The sequence below is a fragment of the Hominiventricola filiformis genome, from assembly GCF_020686965.1.
Taxonomy (GTDB): Bacteria; Bacillota; Clostridia; order Lachnospirales; family Lachnospiraceae; genus Hominiventricola; species Hominiventricola filiformis.
This window is the reverse complement of sequence record NZ_JAJEPS010000003.1, coordinates 114,296-132,465: the sequence shown is the minus strand read 5'-3', so window position 1 is coordinate 132,465 and position 18,170 is coordinate 114,296. Positions and strand designations below refer to the sequence as shown.

General features: G+C 39.8%; 15 protein-coding genes. 14 read left to right on the top strand and 1 reads right to left on the bottom strand.

The window, feature by feature from the left end:
* The first annotated feature begins 326 nt into the window (after positions 1-326).
* The 10 genes from LKD36_RS04935 (at position 327) to LKD36_RS04890 (ending at position 13,049) form a co-directional block, all read left to right on the top strand.
* Positions 327-1,628, top strand: coding sequence for a nickel pincer cofactor-dependent isomerase, group 22 (locus LKD36_RS04935; RefSeq protein ID WP_308458932.1), 1,302 nt, complete (start codon positions 327-329; stop codon positions 1,626-1,628).
* Entirely contained in the window at positions 1,555-3,273 is a 1,719-nt protein-coding gene (locus tag LKD36_RS04930; protein ID WP_308458931.1) for an amidohydrolase, read from the top strand. The genes LKD36_RS04935 and LKD36_RS04930 overlap by 74 nt, the downstream gene beginning before the upstream one ends.
* A 216-nt stretch (positions 3,274-3,489) precedes the next feature.
* Positions 3,490-5,079, top strand: coding sequence for an ABC transporter substrate-binding protein (locus LKD36_RS04925; RefSeq protein WP_308458930.1), 1,590 nt, complete (start codon positions 3,490-3,492; stop codon positions 5,077-5,079).
* Between the two features lie 83 nt (positions 5,080-5,162).
* On the top strand, positions 5,163-6,086 hold the full coding sequence (locus tag LKD36_RS04920; protein WP_308458929.1) for an ABC transporter permease: 924 nt from the start codon (positions 5,163-5,165) through the stop codon (positions 6,084-6,086).
* A 12-nt stretch (positions 6,087-6,098) separates the two neighbouring features.
* Positions 6,099-6,935, top strand: a complete 837-nt coding sequence (locus tag LKD36_RS04915) for an ABC transporter permease (protein ID WP_308458928.1) — start codon at positions 6,099-6,101, stop codon at positions 6,933-6,935.
* Positions 6,936-6,947: 12 nt separating this feature from the next.
* Entirely contained in the window at positions 6,948-7,907 is a 960-nt protein-coding gene (locus LKD36_RS04910) for an ABC transporter ATP-binding protein (RefSeq protein ID WP_308458927.1), read from the top strand.
* A 12-nt stretch (positions 7,908-7,919) separates the two neighbouring features.
* Complete coding sequence (locus LKD36_RS04905) at positions 7,920-8,939, top strand: ABC transporter ATP-binding protein (protein WP_308458926.1); 1,020 nt, start codon at positions 7,920-7,922, stop codon at positions 8,937-8,939.
* Positions 8,940-9,182: 243 nt separating this feature from the next.
* Positions 9,183-9,842 (top strand): GntR family transcriptional regulator, encoded by a 660-nt coding sequence (locus LKD36_RS04900; protein ID WP_308458925.1) that lies wholly within the window; start codon positions 9,183-9,185, stop codon positions 9,840-9,842.
* Positions 9,843-10,009: 167 nt separating this feature from the next.
* On the top strand, positions 10,010-11,644 hold the full coding sequence (locus tag LKD36_RS04895; RefSeq protein WP_308458924.1) for an amidohydrolase: 1,635 nt from the start codon (positions 10,010-10,012) through the stop codon (positions 11,642-11,644).
* A gap of 25 nt (positions 11,645-11,669) precedes the next feature.
* Positions 11,670-13,049, top strand: a complete 1,380-nt coding sequence (locus LKD36_RS04890; RefSeq protein WP_308458923.1) for a GntP family permease — start codon at positions 11,670-11,672, stop codon at positions 13,047-13,049.
* Positions 13,050-13,133: 84 nt separating this feature from the next.
* Here the strand turns inward: LKD36_RS04890 and LKD36_RS04885 are convergent, their stop codons facing one another.
* Positions 13,134-13,991, bottom strand: a complete 858-nt coding sequence (locus LKD36_RS04885) for an AraC family transcriptional regulator (protein WP_308458922.1) — start codon at positions 13,989-13,991, stop codon at positions 13,134-13,136.
* 285 nt (positions 13,992-14,276) lie between these two features.
* Between LKD36_RS04885 and LKD36_RS04880 the strand changes: the two genes are divergently transcribed.
* From LKD36_RS04880 to LKD36_RS04865, 4 genes are all read left to right on the top strand, one after another.
* Positions 14,277-15,245: an NAD(P)-dependent oxidoreductase gene (locus tag LKD36_RS04880; RefSeq protein ID WP_308458921.1), complete on the top strand. Its 969-nt coding sequence runs from the start codon at positions 14,277-14,279 to the stop codon at positions 15,243-15,245.
* A 69-nt stretch (positions 15,246-15,314) separates the two neighbouring features.
* A complete protein-coding gene (locus LKD36_RS04875) occupies positions 15,315-16,229 on the top strand; it encodes a DMT family transporter (RefSeq protein WP_308458920.1) in 915 nt (304 codons plus the stop codon).
* Positions 16,230-16,280: 51 nt separating this feature from the next.
* The gene (locus LKD36_RS04870) at positions 16,281-17,351 is read left to right on the top strand and encodes an Ldh family oxidoreductase (RefSeq protein WP_308458919.1); all 1,071 of its coding nucleotides are present in this window, start codon (positions 16,281-16,283) and stop codon (positions 17,349-17,351) included.
* A 26-nt stretch (positions 17,352-17,377) separates the two neighbouring features.
* Complete coding sequence (locus tag LKD36_RS04865; protein WP_118769305.1) at positions 17,378-18,169, top strand: aldolase/citrate lyase family protein; 792 nt, start codon at positions 17,378-17,380, stop codon at positions 18,167-18,169.
* The last annotated feature ends 1 nt before the right edge of the window (position 18,170 follow it).

The window sequence follows — 18,170 nt, the reverse complement described above, 5'->3', positions numbered from 1 at the left end:
TATTCATGGAGAGTCCATGATTAATGAAAGGAAAATCTGAAGGACAACAGATATACTGCTGACGTATTCGGGATCAAGGGATTTGTAGCTTGCAGAAAAATTGATGTATATGAAAATATAATGAAAGACCTCTATAGATATAAATGATTGTATCTACAGAGGTTTTGTTTTGTGCAATTATGTCTGAAGATTATTTTTCTATGGTTAAGTATACAAGCAACAAAAAAAGAAAGAAAAATGTCAAAATAAAAAATTGATATAAAAAAACAAATAATATAATTTTGTATATGAAAGTATCTAAAAAATGCAAAAGAGAGGAAAAACTTATGGGAATTATGTGGGATTTAATTGAACACGTTCAATTACCAAAAGTAGTTAAGGTGCGGCAGAATTTTGATGAAACTCGTTTGGAAAATGTGGAATTGGCGGTGAGAGAACAGTTCTTAAAGAGCGAAATATCATCAAAAATAAAACCAGGAATGAGTATTGCATTGGCAGTTGGGAGCAGAGGGGTTGCTCTAATTGCAGATATTACAAAGGCAGTTGCTTCGGAAGTTAGAAAGCTGGGGGCAGAACCATTTATTGTGCCAGCTATGGGAAGTCATGGAGGAGCAACGGCAGAGGGACAGAAAGAAGTTTTAGAGCAGCTTGGGGTAACGGAAAAATATGTAGGATGCAAAATTCGTTCCTCAATGGAAGTATATGATATAGGAAGTTTCAAAATTGATGAGACGAGTGATGAAGTTCATGTTTATTTTGATAAAAATGCGATGGACTCAGATGGTGTTATTCCGATTGTGAGGGTGAAACCACATACATGTTTTAGGGCACCGATTGAAAGCGGATTATGTAAGATGCTTACAATTGGTCTGGGAAAGCAAAAAGGGGCAAATGCGTGTCATCAGCGTACATTCAAATATATGTATGAAATGATAACAAAATCAGCCAGAATAAAAATCGAAACAGGAAAGATTTTATTTGGCGTTGCATCAGTTGAAAATGCGTATGACAAAGTATATACCATTCAGGTAGTTCAGGCAGAACACTTTTTAGAGGCAGATAAAGAATTGTTGGAACTGGCCAGATCAAAAATGCCAAAGATATTATTCAATCCAATAGATGTATTGGTGCTTAGAAGATCGGGAAAAGATGTGTCTGGTGATGGATATGACCCGAATGTTGTTGGAAAACCTTGTTCACAATTTGTACCTAATAATGATCCTTATGTCAATGTGGCCGGCATATTGGATTTAACGGATGCGACACATGGAAATTCATCAGGAATAGGAACGGTAGAGGTTATCACAAAGAGATTATATGACAAAATAGATTTTCGCGCGATGTACGCTAACGCCATTACGACAACAGGACTTGATATAGCAAAGGTTCCTATGGTTATGGAAAATGATAAGGAAGCAATCATGACTCTGGTAGGAGCTGCTAATGCATCAAGTTTTGAAGAGACAAGAATGGTAATAATTACAGATTCTCTTCATGTGTCTGAATTTTATATTTCGGAATCCATGATTCCTGATGCAAAGAAGGATTCAAGAATTGAAATATTGTCAGAACCATTTGAAATACCGTTTGATAAAAAAGGAACTTTATTGTTATCGTTACAACAGTAAAAAGGGAGAAAATAAAATGAGCAGAATGAAAAAAGTAGTCGCAGATGTAGTTTATACAAATGGTAATATTTATACAATGGACTCTTGCATGCCAAAGGCCACGTGCCTTGCGATTAAAGGTGATCGGTTAGTGTATGTGGGAGGAAATGTACAGGCAAAATTTTTTGTTGGTAGTGATACAAAGGTAATCGATTTAAAGGGGAAAACTGTATATCCTGGTTTTAATGAATCACATATGCATATTTATGACTATACAAAAGTATTACTGAGTGTAGATATTTATTGTAAAACAAAAGAAGAAATTTTAAAAAATGTAAAGGCCAAAGCTGCGGCAGCAGAACCTGGAGAATGGATCTGGGGAATGGGATGGTCTGAACTGTTCTGGGAAGACGCAGTTTACCCTACCAAAGAAGATTTGGATCAGGTGGCACCTAATAATCCGGTAGTGTTGGAACGATTTGGTGGTCATATGAGCTGGGTAAATTCAAAAGCCTTTGAACTTGCAGGTATTGATGAAAGTGTTGAGAATCCTCAGGGTGGAGAATATTTAAGGAATGCAAATGGAAAACTGACTGGTTGTCTGAACGAGACAGCAAGAGATCCGATTGAAGCTATTATTCCGCCAATGTCAGGTAAACAATTGAAAGATGGATTAGAAATGACTCAGAAAGAGTTATTGGCATACGGAATTACCAGTTTTGGAGATCTGATGACAACAGATGACTTTCTAAGAACAATGGAAGAAATGTATGCAGATGGAAGCTTTAAAATCAGAGGCTATTATGCTTTGACAGGACCATCTATCCAAGAAAGTAACGCCCAGTTGGATCACTGGTATGCAAGAGGTCCTCAAATTGGAGCTTATGGGAACAGATATACGGTAAGAGCAGTAAAGCTGTTCGCAGATGGATCTTTGGGGGCGAGAAGTGCAGCATTAACAGAAGCGTATGAGGATCGTCCAGGCTGGAAGGGAAAACTGTTAAACACGGATGAACAGTATCATGCAATCGTTGACAAGGCTGCTAAAAATGGTTTTCAGGTGATTACCCACGCGATTGGTGATCAGGCGAATGATCAGGTTTTACGAACTTATAAAAAAGTGATGAAGGATCATGAATTAGTAGATCCACGGTTTAGAATAGAACATTTTCAGGTCATCCATGATGATTATCCGGAGCGAGCCAGAGAAAGTGGAATTATACCATCGATGCAGGCTACAAATGCAACATTTAATTATCCTATGCCGGATCAACGCCTTGGACATGGTAGAGTAAAATATGCATATGCATGGAGGAAGGTTTTGGATGGTGGATGCATTATAGCAGGAGGAACAGATGCGCCAGTAACGACGGTAAATCCATTAGTAGAAATGCATTCTGCAGTTGCGCGAAAGAATGATAAGTGTATTCCGGAAGAAGGATGGATGATGGAAAATGCCGTATCCAGACAGGAGGCACTGCTTTCTCAGACACTGTGGGCTGCATATGCAACTTATGAAGAAGATATCAAAGGATCATTAGCACCGGGGAAATTAGCAGATTTTGTGGTGACAGATTATGATATTATGACTTGTGAAACAGATAAAATTAAAGACGGAAAAGTTTTATTGACAGTGATTGGAGGGGAAGAAGTATATAAAAGATAATAAAAAATAATGATAACTCAAAATACCGGATTCTCAAAATGGGGATTCGGTATTTTGCACATAAAAAGAGAAAAAACAAGATAATAATACAGCAAAATGCAATATTGAAAAAGATGACGACAAAAATGTCAATGGATGAAACAGGAAACAGCAACTATAATTAATATATCAATAAAGGAAACAGAACATCGTGCAAAAGCAAAAGGAGGAAAATGAATGAAAAAGAAACAAATGTTATCTTGTTTTCTGGCAGCGGCAATGGTCTTGAGTCTGACAGCTTGTGGGGGCGGCAATAAGACAACAAGTGATGGTGGAAACGCTGTAAGTCCGGCAGCAGGGGAACCGGAAAAGCGTCTGACTATTGGATGGGATTCAGTTACAGATCGTCTTGATCCCATTTATATTTCAGATCAGGAAGGTTTTACCTATGCATACATGGTATATGACTGTCTGGTAGAAAGTGATCATAAAGGTGGTTACGAACCAGCATTGGCAGAGGACTGGAGCGTTGCAGATGATGGAATGACATGGACATTTAATTTGCGTAAGGATGTAAAGTTCCAGAATGGACAGGATTTTACATCAGCGGATGTTGTATGTTCCTACCAAAGAGTTCTGGATGATCAGACTTGTAATACATACATTGATCATTGGGCAATGCTTGACAGTGTTTCTGCAGTAGACGATTATACTGTAGAAATTAAGACGACAGAGCCGTTTTCTATGTTCTTGGCATCTGTTGGCTGGACTTGGATTATTCCACATGAAGCATATGAACAGTACGGTGCAGATCTGTTCACGGAACATAGAGAAATTCAGTGTGGTACGGGCCCGTGGATGCTTGCAGAATATAATGAAGGACAGAACTGGGTACTAGCGAAAAATCCAAATTGCTGGAAGACAAATGATTCATATTATGATGAAGTTGAGATGCGTGCTCTGAATGAGGTAGCAACATCTGTATCAGCACATTTATCTGGGGATATTCAGGTAAATCTGAATATGAATGATGAAATGTTGAGCATGTATAATGGATCAGAAGATAGAATTGATGTTCAGGTAGAAGATGAAGCAACTATTTTCTACTATTGCCAGTACAACTGTGCAGCGGGTGAACCGTTCTCAGATCCGAATTTAAGATTGGCATTTGATTATGCAATTAACAGAGAAGCGATTGGAAATGGATTCTATAATGGAAGAAATGGTGGAGTTCCGAATGGAATCTGGTGTTCCAGTACCTACGGTTATGATGAGAGCTATCCGGCATATGAGTATGATCCGGAAAAAGCAAAAGAATATGTTGCAGCATCTAATTATGATGGAAGAGAAATTGTACTGAATGTAAAAACATCAGAACAGTATGCACAGGAGATTGGATTAGCTATTGCAGAAGATCTGCAGGCAGTTGGAATTAATTGCAGTGTAGAACCTATTGAGCCGGCAACTATGAATACAATTCGTGCAGAGGGAACTTATGATATCTTTATGGTAACTCAGATTCATGCTGACGGAGATGCATTTTCACACCTCAGCAAACGAATTCTGCTGGATGCACATCATTCGGGATATGTAAATGAAGAACTGAATGCGTTGATTGAACAGTCCAATAAAGAACTGGATGAGGATAAGAGAATTGAAGAATTACATGAAATTAATAAAATCATGAGAGAAGATCCTGCATCACAGTCAAATATTGTTTCATATCATGATTATTCGGCACATGATAAAGGAATTATCAATTTACCGATTTATCCGGATAATGTTCACTATTTCAGATACGTAACATATGATGCATCTGCAAATTAGAAACTGAACTGGTAAAGTTACCCGTGCATAACAGAAAACAAAACGTGTATCTGTTATGCACGGTTTTTAAAAGGAGGAGTAATATGCTCTGGAGATATATTTTGAAAAGAATAGGGCAGACATTTATTGTATTGTTTGCAGTATCTATACTTTCTTTCGTCTTAATACGTCTTGCTCCTGGAAACCCTGCAATGATGGTGTTGGGAGACAGTGCTACGGTAGAAGATATTGCGGCTATGGAGGCAAAATTAGGATTGGATCAGCCACTTGTTAAGCAATATATAACGTATATTGTGGGTGTGTTGCATGGAGATTTAGGAACTTCTATCATTTATAACAAAGCAGTTTCGAGTCTTGTAATATCACGGTTTTTTGTTAGTTTAAAAATATCTATGGCAGCACTGGCATTTTCACTGATTATAAGTATTCCTATAGCAATTTTAGCAGGAACACATCAGGGCAAATTTATTGATTTCTTTGCAATGGCTTTTGCAGTTCTTGGACAGTCAATGCCTACTGTTTGGCTTGGTATTTTAAATATTCTCGTATTTGCAGTATTTCTTGGAATTTTCCCGGCGTTTGGATATGAGGGACCAATGAGTTTGGTCTTACCGGCAATGACGTTAGGTTATCCATTTGCAGCAGTTGTAACGCGAATGGGAAGATCAGGAATGATAGATGTACTTCGAGAAGACTATATTACGGCGACAATAGCGAAAGGGATTCCAAGACATACCGTATATATGAAATATGCTTTCAAAAATGCAATGATTCCGATTGTTACGTTAGTTGGTATGCAGATTGGACATTTCCTTGGTGGAGCAGTCGTATGTGAGACTATGTTTGGAATGCCTGGTATTGGACAGCTTTTGAATTTATCAGTTGGAAATCGTGATTACTTTGTTGTACAGGCATTATTGCTGCTAATTGCAACAGCGTTTGCAGTTCTGAATCTTTTGGTAGATATTGTCAATGCATTGATAGATCCGAGAATTCGGTTACAGTAAAGGAAAAAAGGTATGGATAAAAAAATAGTTATTTCACGAATGAAGAGAAGTTCCTTTTTCTTAATTGGGTTAAGTATTACGGTTCTGATTATCTGTGCAGCGATTTTTGGACCAATGTTAGTTAAAAGTGACCCAGTGCATAATGATTTAATGAGTAAATTACTTCCACCTCTTACAGATGGACATTTGTTAGGAACAGATCAGTTGGGAAGAGATATTCTTGCAAGAATTTTATATGGGGCCAGAATGTCATTAATTATTTCGTTTGTTGTTACAATTCTTGCAGTAGCGTTAGGAACTCTGTTGGGACTGATAAGTGGTTATTGGGGCGGAATTGTTGATACTGTTATCATGAGAATCTGTGATGTGTTTTTGTCACTGCCTCTCATTGTAGTAACAATAGCTCTGGTTGCAGTATTGGGAAACACAGTACCGAACTTAATTGCTATTTTGGTTTTGTTGAACTGGGTAGAGTTCTGCAAGCTGACAAGAACAAATGTGCTTGTTGCTAAAAATATGGAATTTGTAAGTGCAATTAAAATTCTTGGAGGTTCGTCAAGCAGAATTCTCAGCAAAGAGATTTTTCCAAATGTCACTACAACACTGTTAATTCAGGCTAGCCTGAAATTTGGCAATGTAATTTTGACAGAAGCTTCGTTGAGCTATCTGGGGCAGGGAATTATGCAGCCGACACCCAGTTGGGGAAATATGATTGCTGATGGAAGAAACTATCTGGCAGCGTATCCGTGGGTATGTCTGGTGCCGGGGATTGCTCTTATGATTACAATATTAGGATTTAATTTCTTAGGAGATGGACTTAGGGATGTATTAGATCCGAAACGTACTTAGGAGGAAACAGATATGGAACATCTGATAGAAATCAAAAATCTTAATGTAGAATTTCATACAGAAAGAGCAGTAACAAAGGCTTTGAATGGGGTCAATCTTACCATAGACGCGGGAGAATCCGTAGGACTTGTAGGAGAAAGTGGAGCTGGAAAGACGACTACGGCATTATCTATGCTGCAGATGCTGCCAAAACCAGCGGGAAGATTTACAGATGGGGATATCCTTTATAAAGGAAACTCTTTGATGAAAATGAGTGAAAGAAAGATGACGGATATTCGTGGTAACAAGATATCCATGATTTTCCAGAATCCTTTAACATCTTTGAATCCGGTGTTTTCGGTTGGTGAACAGATTGCAATGGTATTAAGACGTCACAGAAAGCTTGGAAAAAAGGAGGCCATGAAGGAAACACAGCGTTTAATGGAAATGGTAAGTATACCTGGTGAACGTTTCAATGATTATCCTGTTCAGTTCAGTGGTGGCATGAGACAGCGAATCGGAATTGCAGCAGGTCTGGCTTGTAATACAGAACTTCTTATTGCGGATGAACCTACAACAGCTCTGGATGTAACTATTCAAGCTCAGGTGCTTATGTTGTTGAAAGAACTGCAGAAAAAAGAAAATACTGCTTTGCTCATGATAACGCATAACCTGGGTATTGTATCAGAACTTTGCGAAAAAGTTGCAGTAATGTATGGAGGACAGATTATAGAGTATGGTCTGGTACAGGAAGTGTTCGCAAATCCGGCACATCCATATACAGTAGGGCTTTTAGGTTCATTACCTAAACTGACGGGACCAAGAGATGAATTATATTCTATTCCTGGAACAGTAGCGAATCCGCAGCATTTACCATCCGGTTGTTATTTTCATCCAAGGTGCGAGCATTGTACACAGGAGTGCGAGAAAAATAGTCCCAAAATGATAAAACTTAATGAGAATCATTATGTTGCTTGTTTTCGGCATATGTAAGAGGTGTGTACTATGGAAAACAAAAGTATGGATAAACAGCAGGCATTAGTGCAGGCAGTAAATTTAAAAAAGCATTTTAAAATTAAAGGAAGAGGAGTGCTGCATGCAGTAGATGGAGTAAACTTTTCTTTGAATGCAGGAGAAACTTTGGGGCTGGTAGGCGAGTCTGGCTGTGGAAAGAGTACAGTTGGAAATCTTGTATTAAGACTGCATGAAGCAACAGGCGGAGAACTTCTGTTTAAGGGAAAAAATATTTTCGAGGCATCTGGAGAGGAAAGTATGGAACTGCGGAGGCATATACAAATGATTTTCCAAGATCCGTATTCTTCTCTGAATCCGAAAAAGATGATAAAAGATACGCTGAAAGATGCTTATGAGATTCATGGAATTAAAGACAAAAAAGAGGTTGATGAAAAAATAAGCGAATTATGTAAGATGGTTGGCATTTCAGAAGACCTTTTGGATCACTACCCTCATGAATTGGATGGAGGAATGCGTCAGGTAGTTGGTATTGCGAGAGCATTATCATTGAAGCCGGATTTTATTGTTTGTGATGAGCCGGTATCCTCTTTGGATGTATCGATTCAGGCTAAGATTATAAATCTTCTTATGAAATTACAGAAGCAAATGAATATTTCCTATCTGTTTATTTCTCATGATCTGAGTGTAGTGCGTCATATTTCACATAAAATTGCAGTTATGTATTTAGGACAGATTGTGGAAACTGCAGAGACGGATGAGTTATTTGCCAATACCATGCATCCTTATTCGATTGCACTTCTTTCAGCAGTACCGCAGGTTAGGACAGATGGAAGCAAAGTAAATAGAATTGTCTTGAAAGGAGATGTTCCCAGTCCGATCAATCCGAAGGAGAATTGTTGCCGATTTGCAACGAGATGCTGGATGAGTCAGGAAATTTGTCATAAGCAAAGTCCGGAAATGAGAGATATGGGGAATGGACATTGTGTTGCATGTCATTTTGCTGAAAAGTCAAGAGAATTGGAGAAGACTGCAGAAAAGATTATGCTGTAAAAGAGAGTAGGCTGGCAAAGTAGTTGCACAGGTTCGCTGTTTCTGCTTTCTTGATTAATGTAAAGATATATTCTCCCAAAAGAAACAGCTTCAGAGAGAGTGTTCTGAAGTTGTTTTTTTGAAGGAAAAATTTTAAAATATTTGTAAAAAGTGTAAAAGTTATCTGTTGGCTAAAGAAGAAAAAGCATGCTATAATTAAAAAAAGTATTTAAAAGCGGACAATAAAGGAGTAAGTATAAAATTATGGCACCAAGAAAACTTCGCACAAATGTGTTAGAACTATTTCATGATAAAATAGAATACATGGAATGGCTTCCGGGAGAGGTACTTCATGAGGCGCGGTTGTGTGAAGAATTTTCTGTCAGTCGAACACCGATCCGTGAGGCATTGATTATTTTACAGGGAGAGAAACTGGTGAATATTCTTCCGCAGAGCGGTACATTTGTTTCCAAGATTGATATTGAATATATCAAGCAGTTGACTTATTTCCGGCATATAATGGAAAAGGAAATTCTGTTGGAAATGATTGATAAAAACATTTCTGCTTTTAAAGAGACAGAAAAGGTTCTGGCGATGCAGGAGATTGATTTGAGGCTGCATGATGTAAAGTCATTCATGAAAAATGATGATGATTTTCATGAGCAGCTGTTTCAACTGGCAGGACATCATGAATTGTGGGAGATTATTGAAAAATCAAGTCGGCAACGAAATCGGTTTCGATGGCTTAAGGCAGAGCTGATTGGTTTAAGTCCTACTATTATGCAGCATCGGGAGATTGTAGACTGTATTGAAAAGAAAGATAAAGAACATTTATTGCAATGTTTGACTGTTCATCATGATATTAACCTTGAAGAAACAGAAACATTACAAAAAATGCATCCGGAATATTTCACAAAAATATAGAAATTAAAAATAAGCTATCTGAATATTGGTTATTTAGATGGCTTATTTTTGTATTTTAACAATCGGGGAAATGGGAATAGCAATTTTATGTATGTTAAATTACATATTAATATATTAATATGTAATTACAAAATAAAGCGCGCTGAAATAAAAGAGAAGGTAAGTGGATGAAAAAGAAAAAATTAATTACAGCAGAGAAAATATTTTATAATGGTATTTTTTATTCCATGAACGAAACACAGCAGGTGTGGGAAGCTGTTGCAGTAAAAGGGCAGTATATTTTGTGTGTAGGCACCAGGGAAGAAGTGTTTTCCTGGCGGGATGAACATACGGAGATCATTGATCTTGGAGGAAAAGTAGTAATTCCGGGATTAATAGAAGGACATTTGCACTTGATGCAGGCAGGCGAAGTAGCTGCACAGGTTCCCTGTTTCTGGCTTCCCAAAGATGTGATTCTTGCCAATGTGGCGGCAAGAGTACGTACATTGAAGCCAGGACAGTGGATTAAGAGTGTATTTGGCTGGAACAATGAAGTATGGGAAGATACTTCTTATCCCAGCAAGGAAGAGCTGGATGCAGTTGCACCGGAAAATCCAGTATCACTGGGAAGATGCGACGGACATATGATCTGGGTCAATTCAAAGGCACTTGAGATTGCGGGCATCACAGAAGAAACAAAAAATCCTCAGGGCGGTGAAATCATGAGGAAGAAGGACGGAAGTGTTCTCGGATGCCTTAGCGACAATGCGTGTACATTAGTCATGGAAAAAATACCACCGATGAGTCTTCAGGAAAGGGAAGAAGCTCTTCTGTGTGCACAGGAAGAACTATTCCAGTGGGGCATTACTTCTGTGATGGCTATGTGTGTAACGAAGGAGCATATGGAAGCAATTAAATCTGTGTATGAGAAAGGAAAATTAAAACTCCGGATAAGCTGTGCACTGGGTGGACTTCCTGGAGAATCAGATGGAGGAATCTGTGAGGAATATTATCGGACAGGCCCGGTGATAGAAGCATATGATCAACATCTGAATGTCAGAGCAATTAAATATTTTGCAGATGGTTCTTTTGGGGCACAGAGCGGTGCATTGTATGAGGACTACAGTGATCGACCTGGACATAGCGGCAAACTGAATCATACAGATGAAGAAATGGAAGCTCTGGTGGAAAAGGCGCATAAAAAAGGATTTCAGGTGATTACCCACGCAATCGGGGATCGTGCAAACCAACAGATTCTGGATGCTTATGAAACTGTACTGAAAAAAGAATGGAATCCGGATCACCGTTTCCGTATTGAACATTTTCAGCTGGTGAATGAAAAAATGGTGAAGCAGACCAGAGATCTTGGGGTACTGGTTGGAATGCAGGCGATTCATGCACCGAAAAGTGGCTCAATGGCAGATCGAAGAATCGGAACAGAGAGAGCAGTCTGGTCTTATGCAAGTGGAATCCCCTACCGGGCAGGTATTAAAATTATCGGTGGGTCGGATGCACCGTCTTCACCGGGAAATCCGTTCTGGGGGATTTACGCAGCGTGTACGCGAAAAGACGAATATGGAAAGCCAGAGAGCGGATGGTATGCACAAAATTGCATTCCACTGTTGGCAGCAGTAAAGTCTTATACAAACTGGGCGGCATATGGACAGTTTGAAGAGCATATAAAAGGCTCTGTGGAAGCGAAAAAATTGGCTGATTTTATTGTATTGGACAGAGATATTTTTACGTGTCCTACGGATGAGATAAAAGAAATAAAAGTTTTACGTACAGTATTAGGAGGAGAGACTGTTTATCAGTCGAAGTAGATAAAAACAGAGGAGGAAGTTTCTTATGGTAACAGGACCATTATTAGTTGTTATTTTTGTAGTTGCTTTGGCATTCTTGTTAATATCAATCGTTAAATTTCGCTTAAATGCATTTGTTTCACTGATTTTTACTTCATTTCTGACGGCATTGTTAGTGCAGATGCCCTTATCCGAAATTACGGATACCGTAGCTGCAGGATTCACCGGAACCGTGGGTGGAATTGGAATGGTAACTGCATTTGGCGTTATGCTGGGTATGCTTTTATTTGAATCTGGCGGTATCAGTGCAATTGCTAATGCAATGATTGATAAGTTTGGAGAAAAAAATTCACCGGCAGCACTCGGAATTGCAGCATACATCGCAGGAATCCCAGTTTTTGGAGATGTAGTTACAGTATTATTCTCTACTATGGTACGTGCACTGTCCCGCAAAACAGGTATTTCAAGACTTTCCTTTGTATCTTGCTATGCAGTGGCAGCATCCATTACGGCAGCTTGTGTAATTCCAACAGCAGGACCATTGGCAGTCTGCGAAAATATGCAATTGAATATCGGTGTGTTCTTTGTATATTCCACATTGGCTGGACTGGTAGGTTTCCTTTTTGGAGGAATCCTCTGGGGAAAATATATGGATCGTCAGGAGAAAAAGAGTGGTTTTGTACGTGAACTGGATGAAGCTGAACTGATGGAACAGGCGGCGATGGAGGAAGGTGAAGCTGAAGGAAAAGCGACGATTTCTGCGCTTAAAGCACTGTCCATTCTATTAGTGCCGATTGTTATGATTGTAGTGGGAAGTTTTTCCGCATTATTCCTTCCGAAAGGAAGTACAGCACTTAATATCCTGTCTTTTATTGGAGGCAAGAATTTTGCAATGATGACAGGCGTATTATTTGCAATGTTTATCACACGTCCGTATATTGAACGTGGAATGGATGAAATTATGAGTCATGCACTGGATCAGATTGGTTTGGTTTTGATGATTACCGGAGCTGGCGGTGCATTTGGAAAAGTAATTCAGGCAACAGGAATTGGTGATTATATGGCAAATGTATTCCAGTCTTTGAGTATTCCGGTGTTGATCCTTGGCTTTGTGTTGGCACAGTTGATTCGTTTGGCACAGGGGTCCACTACTGTAGCAATTACAACGACTTCTTCTATCCTGTATCCAACAGTTATTGCAGCAAGCGTTTCACCTATACTGGCAGCAATTGCGATTTGCGCAGGTGGTGTTGGTTTATCTCTGCCGAATGATTCCGGATTCTGGTCTATAGGAAGATTTAATAAAATATCCATTCCGGAGACGTTCCGGTGCTGGACATTAGGTGGATTTATAGGCGGATTAGGAATATTAGCATGTGTATTGGTGCTTTCACTTTTCCAGAATATACTCCCTGGATTAATGTAAAGATACATTCCCCAAAGAGAAGCTGCAAAAAAGGCAGCAAGAAAAAAGCGTTTATTTCTGATTTTTAGAAATAAACGCTTTTTTCTATTTTGCTTCAGCTCGGTATTGAGCCTGATATTCAGCAGGACCGCATCCCATGAACTTTTTGAATGTTTTGTAAAAATAACTGTAATTGTTGAATCCGACCTGTTCAGCAGCCTGGTTAATGGAATCATAGCTTCTTAAGAGACAGGCAGCTTCATGGATTCGTTTTTCCTGAATGTAGGTGGTCAGTGTCTTACCGGTCATTTTTTTAAAAAGACGGCAGATATAATATTCACTGTAATTGACTTCAGCGGCCAGTTCTGCAAGGGTAAAGTCATTGCTTAAATTGCGATTAATGTAACGTAGCAGCTGGGAAATAATTGCCATGTGCCGAGAATCTGTAGCATCTGCATGTTCACCGGAGTAGCAATCACTATAAATGTAGGAAAGCATCTGGTGTACAAGTGCTTTTTCCAGAATATCCTGTCCATTGCTAAGTTCAATTTTTGAAAATTCGTTCATGAGACGAAGATATTTTTGAAGTTCTGGTTCACTCAGGTGATAAATTGGGTGTCTGGAACTACATTTGTGGAAAATATCTAATAGATTAGATCGGGAAGTACTGTAAGCAATGAGCAGGTTCAGATTAATACTGACACTGAATCGTTCATAGTAACTGTTCTTATTGGCAATGAGGGTGTGAGGCTTGAACATGTCGATCAGGACGATGTCTCCGCGACGAACCAGATATTCGGAACCTTCAATCTGGAAGACACCGGCATTACCAAGATAGATCACTACTTCATAGAAGTCATGGTAGTGTACCACAGAAGTGAATTCGTTCTTAGGACTGTGCAAAATACAGTGGTAATCACCTTCAAATAGGCTTGACTGAGATAAAAATGTAGCATCACTCATCGAAATGCAATCCTCCTCTTCTAATTTAATCCTTATTCTACTTGTGAAAAACGAAAGTGTCAATCTGTTTGAAAGAAAAATCGCAAGATAGGAAATGTATGCGAAAAGATAGGAAAAGAAAATAAACAGAAATCGGGAGAGAATTTTAATGACAAGATAAGAAATGTCCATGGCAAACGCAAATATAGACGAAAAAGGATTTTGTTTTTATAATAGCGTCAGAAGGTTGAAAATAATGGCTGTGCAAAACGGTACAATATGATGCAAAGTAAGGAGGACAACAATATGAAAAAGATACTGATTTCAGAATGGGTTCCGGAGGAGTGCCTGAAACCGTATGAGGGAGAATTTGAGTTTACTGTTCCATCTGCAGAGAAACATGCATTTACTTATGAAGAAGCTTACAATATGGTGGAAGATTATGACGGCTACTTCATTCTGGATAATGATGGTGATCAGAAGATTATTGACAAGGCAAAGAATCTGAAAGTAATTGCAAACTTCGGTGTCGGCTATGATAATATTGACTGGAAATACGCGACTCAGGTAGGACTTCCGGTAGTAAATACTCCGACCCAGGTAACCGAGGCAACTGCAGAGCATGCAGCAACTTTGATTGTGGCGGCTATGAGAGGCGTTGCCCGCTACGATAAAGAAGTAAGAGCTGGTATCTGGAAGAGTCCGAACTTCTCTGATTGTGATACTCAGGTAGAGGGAGCAACACTCGGAATCCTTGGATTTGGAAGAATTGGAAAACGTGTATGTCGCAAAGCACAGGGATTTGGGATGAACGTTATTTACTATGATAAATTTCGCGCAAAACCGGAAGTAGAGGAAGAGTTCGGTGTTACTTATATGGAGTTTGATGAAGTTCTGAAAAATGCAGACTGCATTTCTCTTCATATGCCGTATATTCCGGAAAATCATCACCTGTTCAATGCAGAAACCTTTAAGAAAATGAAACCGACGGCATACTTTGTAAATTGTGCAAGAGGAAAGATCGTAGATGAGCAGTCTCTTGCAGACGCACTGAAAAATCATGTAATTAAAGGTGCTGCACTGGATGTATTTGAAGATGAGCCGAATGTAAATCCGGATCTGCTGAATCTTGACAATGTAACGCTGACGCCGCATATTGCCAGCCTGACTATGAAAGCAAGACTTGGAATGTGCAGAGAGGCATTGGCCGGAATTACCGGGGTTCTTAAAGGTGAGAAACCGTATAATGTGGTAAATCCTGAGACGTTAAAATAAATATTTGAAGTGAGAAAGGCAGTCAGCGCTTTTTGCTGGCTGCCTTTTGACTTTGTAAGGAGAACGAGAATGGAAAAGAAAGAAACGATGGGGAAAGTAGAAATCCTACTGGCAACGATAATCTGGGGTTTTGCGTTTGTGGTTATCAGGGATGCGCTTACGGTTGTGCCGTTTCATATGCTGATGGTATGGAGATATACCATTGCAGTCGCTATGATGGTTTTGCTGTTTCGTAAACAGATAAGAAAGGTAGACAGGGAATTGCTGTTTGAGGGTGCAGTGCTCGGTCTTCTTCTGTATATCAGCCAGTGCTTTCAGACGGGAGCGCTTGGATTCGCGGATACAACGGCCGGAAAGGTTGGTTTTATTACGTCGTTGTATGTGGTGCAGGTCCCCCTTTTTAGTTGGATCTATAGCAGAGGAAAAAGAAAGATCAGGATTTTGCCGGTGCTGTTGGCAGTTGTAGGACTGCTTCTGCTGACATTAAACGGAATCTTTGGAATGGGAAAAGGAGATGTGGTGGCTCTGATTGGCAGCCTTGGATTTACATTTCATATTCTTGCCATTGATGTGTTCGGAAAAAGACACAGTGCAATAGAATTGATGACATTTCAGGTAATGTTTGCGGCAGTATTTGCATGGATTGGCTGCTGGGTGATGGGAAGCCCAGTGCCGGAAACAGTATGGAACATACAGATGCTGTTTCCAATTTTGTATCTTGGAATTTTCAGCACGACATTTGGTTTCTTGCTGCAGTTTCTCGGACAGCAGCATTTGAAACCGGAACATTCTTCGATTTTACTGTCCATGGAATCTGTGTTTGCTATGGTCTGCTCGGTTCTGTTCCAGGGAGAACAACTGAATCTTCAGAAACTAGCTGGATGTATTCTGATGTTTGCAGCACTGATTCTGGCTGGGAAAAACAACAATGACAAGATTGGAAATTTGCAGGACAAGCACATGAATGGTGAAATAGATAATTAACTGATAATATAAAACCATCAAATGAAGAAATAAGAAAGGAGAGCATCAGATATGCAGAATTATTCCGTTCAGCCTGAAGCATTAAAAAAATTTACAACTGCTATTTTTGAAGCGGCAGGACTGAAAAACAACGAAGCAGCTTCCATTGCAGAACTTCTGGTTCATGCAGATCTCAGAAATGTTCACAGCCATGGCGTTCTTCGTACGATTCCTTATTTGGAAAAAATCCAGGGAGGTGGTGCTTCTAAAACAAGTACTTATCCAGTTATAAAAGAAACCACCAACACCGCAGTCATTGATGCTCAGGGAGGACTCGGAGCACTTGTTGGGGAAAAAGCAGTAGCTCTTTGCAGAGAAAAAGCACAGAAAAATCTGATCAGCATGGTAGTAGTAAAAAATAGCAACCATTTTGGCATGGGTGCTCATTGGGCATTAAAACTGGCTGGAGATGATATGATCGGTGTAGCCTGCTCTACCACAGACTTAACTATGGGACCTCCCGGAGCGAAAGAACCGTTTATGGGAAATAACCCGTTTGCGTTCGCTTTTAAAGCAGGAGCGAAATATCCGGAAGTTTGCGTCGATATGGCGACCAGCTTGGTGGCGATGGGAAAATGCAAGGATATGGAGAAACGTGGAAAAGAGATTCCACACGGATGGATGCTTGACAAAGATGGAAATGACACCACCAGCGTTAAGGACTGCTACATGATGACAACGATGGCAGGTCACAAAGGATTTGGTATTGCTCTGGTAGTGGAATTGTTTGCAACACTGCTTTCCGGTGGCGTGCTTTCACCGGATATCAATAATCAGGATCTGGCAGATACACCGGAGTTATCCAGCCAGTGTTTCGCATGCTTCAATATTTCTGCATTCCGCGATCTGCAGGAGTTCCAGAAGAATGCAGAAGAGTACATTGACAGACTTCATGCACTTCCGATGAAGGAAGGAATGGGGGCTGCCAAATATCCGGGCGAGATTGAGTACGGATGCAAACAGATCAATGAAAAAGAGGGAATTGTCCTTCCGGAGACATTGGTAGAAGATCTTATTAAAACAGGCGAAAAGCTTGGTGTAGACGGAAACTTTTTGAAAGAAACTGTCACAGACAGACAATAAATTATATTTTTAGGAGGGCATTTATTATGGTAACAATGGAGAACAAAATCAGAAAACTTATCAACGAGGGAACTCCGATGGTGAATACCCGTATCTGGAGCCCGTGGGGAACCACCGCAGAGTCTGCTGCTGCATCCGGAAGCTTTGATTATCTGGAGTTTCTTGCAGAATATGTTCCGTATGATATGAGAGAACTTGAGAATTTGGTAAGAGCATGTGAGAATCAGGGTGTTGGTTCCATGCTGAAAGTTGATTTCCAGAATCGTGCATATATGGCTCAGAAGGCAATGGCTATGGGATTCCAGGCAATCCTTTTCACTGACCATCAGAATGCTGAGCAGGTAAAAGAGACGATCTACCTGACTACTCCGGAAACTCCGAAATATAATGGTCGCTTTGGATATCCGAATGGAAGATGGCTTGGATACAATCCGGAACCGTCTCAGATGGAATATGTAGAGATGAATGCAAGCGTTGTAAAAGCATTCATGATTGAGAAAAAATCTGCAGTAGATGATATTGAGAACATCTGTAAAGTTCAGGGTGTAGACATGATCCAGTTCGGACCGTCTGACTACTGCATGAGCATTGGATGCAACTCCGCAGAGCACAAAGAAGAGTGGAAAGCAGCTGAGAAGCACTGTATTGAAGTTGCACTTGCTAACGGCGTTCGCCCGAGAGTAGAACTTTACAATCCGGAGGATGCTGAATACTACAAAGAGCTTGGTGTAAAAGATTTCTGTATCGGTGATGAGTTCGACATTCTGAAAGATTACTGGAGCAATGTCGGCGGCAAGATGAAGAGCATGGTGAAATAAT

Excerpts from the sequence above, each read along its gene's own strand:
- LKD36_RS04925 (WP_308458930.1), top strand. The coding sequence starts at position 3,490 with ATGAAAAAGAAACAAATGTTATCTTGTTTTCTGGCAGCGGCAATGGTC.
- LKD36_RS04900 (WP_308458925.1), top strand. The coding sequence starts at position 9,183 with ATGGCACCAAGAAAACTTCGCACAAATGTGTTAGAACTATTTCATGAT.
- LKD36_RS04905 (WP_308458926.1), top strand. The coding sequence starts at position 7,920 with ATGGAAAACAAAAGTATGGATAAACAGCAGGCATTAGTGCAGGCAGTA.
- LKD36_RS04885 (WP_308458922.1), bottom strand. The coding sequence starts at position 13,991 with ATGAGTGATGCTACATTTTTATCTCAGTCAAGCCTATTTGAAGGTGAT.
- LKD36_RS04915 (WP_308458928.1), top strand. The coding sequence starts at position 6,099 with ATGGATAAAAAAATAGTTATTTCACGAATGAAGAGAAGTTCCTTTTTC.
- LKD36_RS04865 (WP_118769305.1), top strand. The coding sequence starts at position 17,378 with ATGGTAACAATGGAGAACAAAATCAGAAAACTTATCAACGAGGGAACT.
- LKD36_RS04895 (WP_308458924.1), top strand. The coding sequence starts at position 10,010 with ATGAAAAAGAAAAAATTAATTACAGCAGAGAAAATATTTTATAATGGT.
- LKD36_RS04890 (WP_308458923.1), top strand. The coding sequence starts at position 11,670 with ATGGTAACAGGACCATTATTAGTTGTTATTTTTGTAGTTGCTTTGGCA.
- LKD36_RS04910 (WP_308458927.1), top strand. The coding sequence starts at position 6,948 with ATGGAACATCTGATAGAAATCAAAAATCTTAATGTAGAATTTCATACA.
- LKD36_RS04870 (WP_308458919.1), top strand. The coding sequence starts at position 16,281 with ATGCAGAATTATTCCGTTCAGCCTGAAGCATTAAAAAAATTTACAACT.
- LKD36_RS04880 (WP_308458921.1), top strand. The coding sequence starts at position 14,277 with ATGAAAAAGATACTGATTTCAGAATGGGTTCCGGAGGAGTGCCTGAAA.
- LKD36_RS04935 (WP_308458932.1), top strand. The coding sequence starts at position 327 with ATGGGAATTATGTGGGATTTAATTGAACACGTTCAATTACCAAAAGTA.
- LKD36_RS04920 (WP_308458929.1), top strand. The coding sequence starts at position 5,163 with ATGCTCTGGAGATATATTTTGAAAAGAATAGGGCAGACATTTATTGTA.
- LKD36_RS04875 (WP_308458920.1), top strand. The coding sequence starts at position 15,315 with ATGGAAAAGAAAGAAACGATGGGGAAAGTAGAAATCCTACTGGCAACG.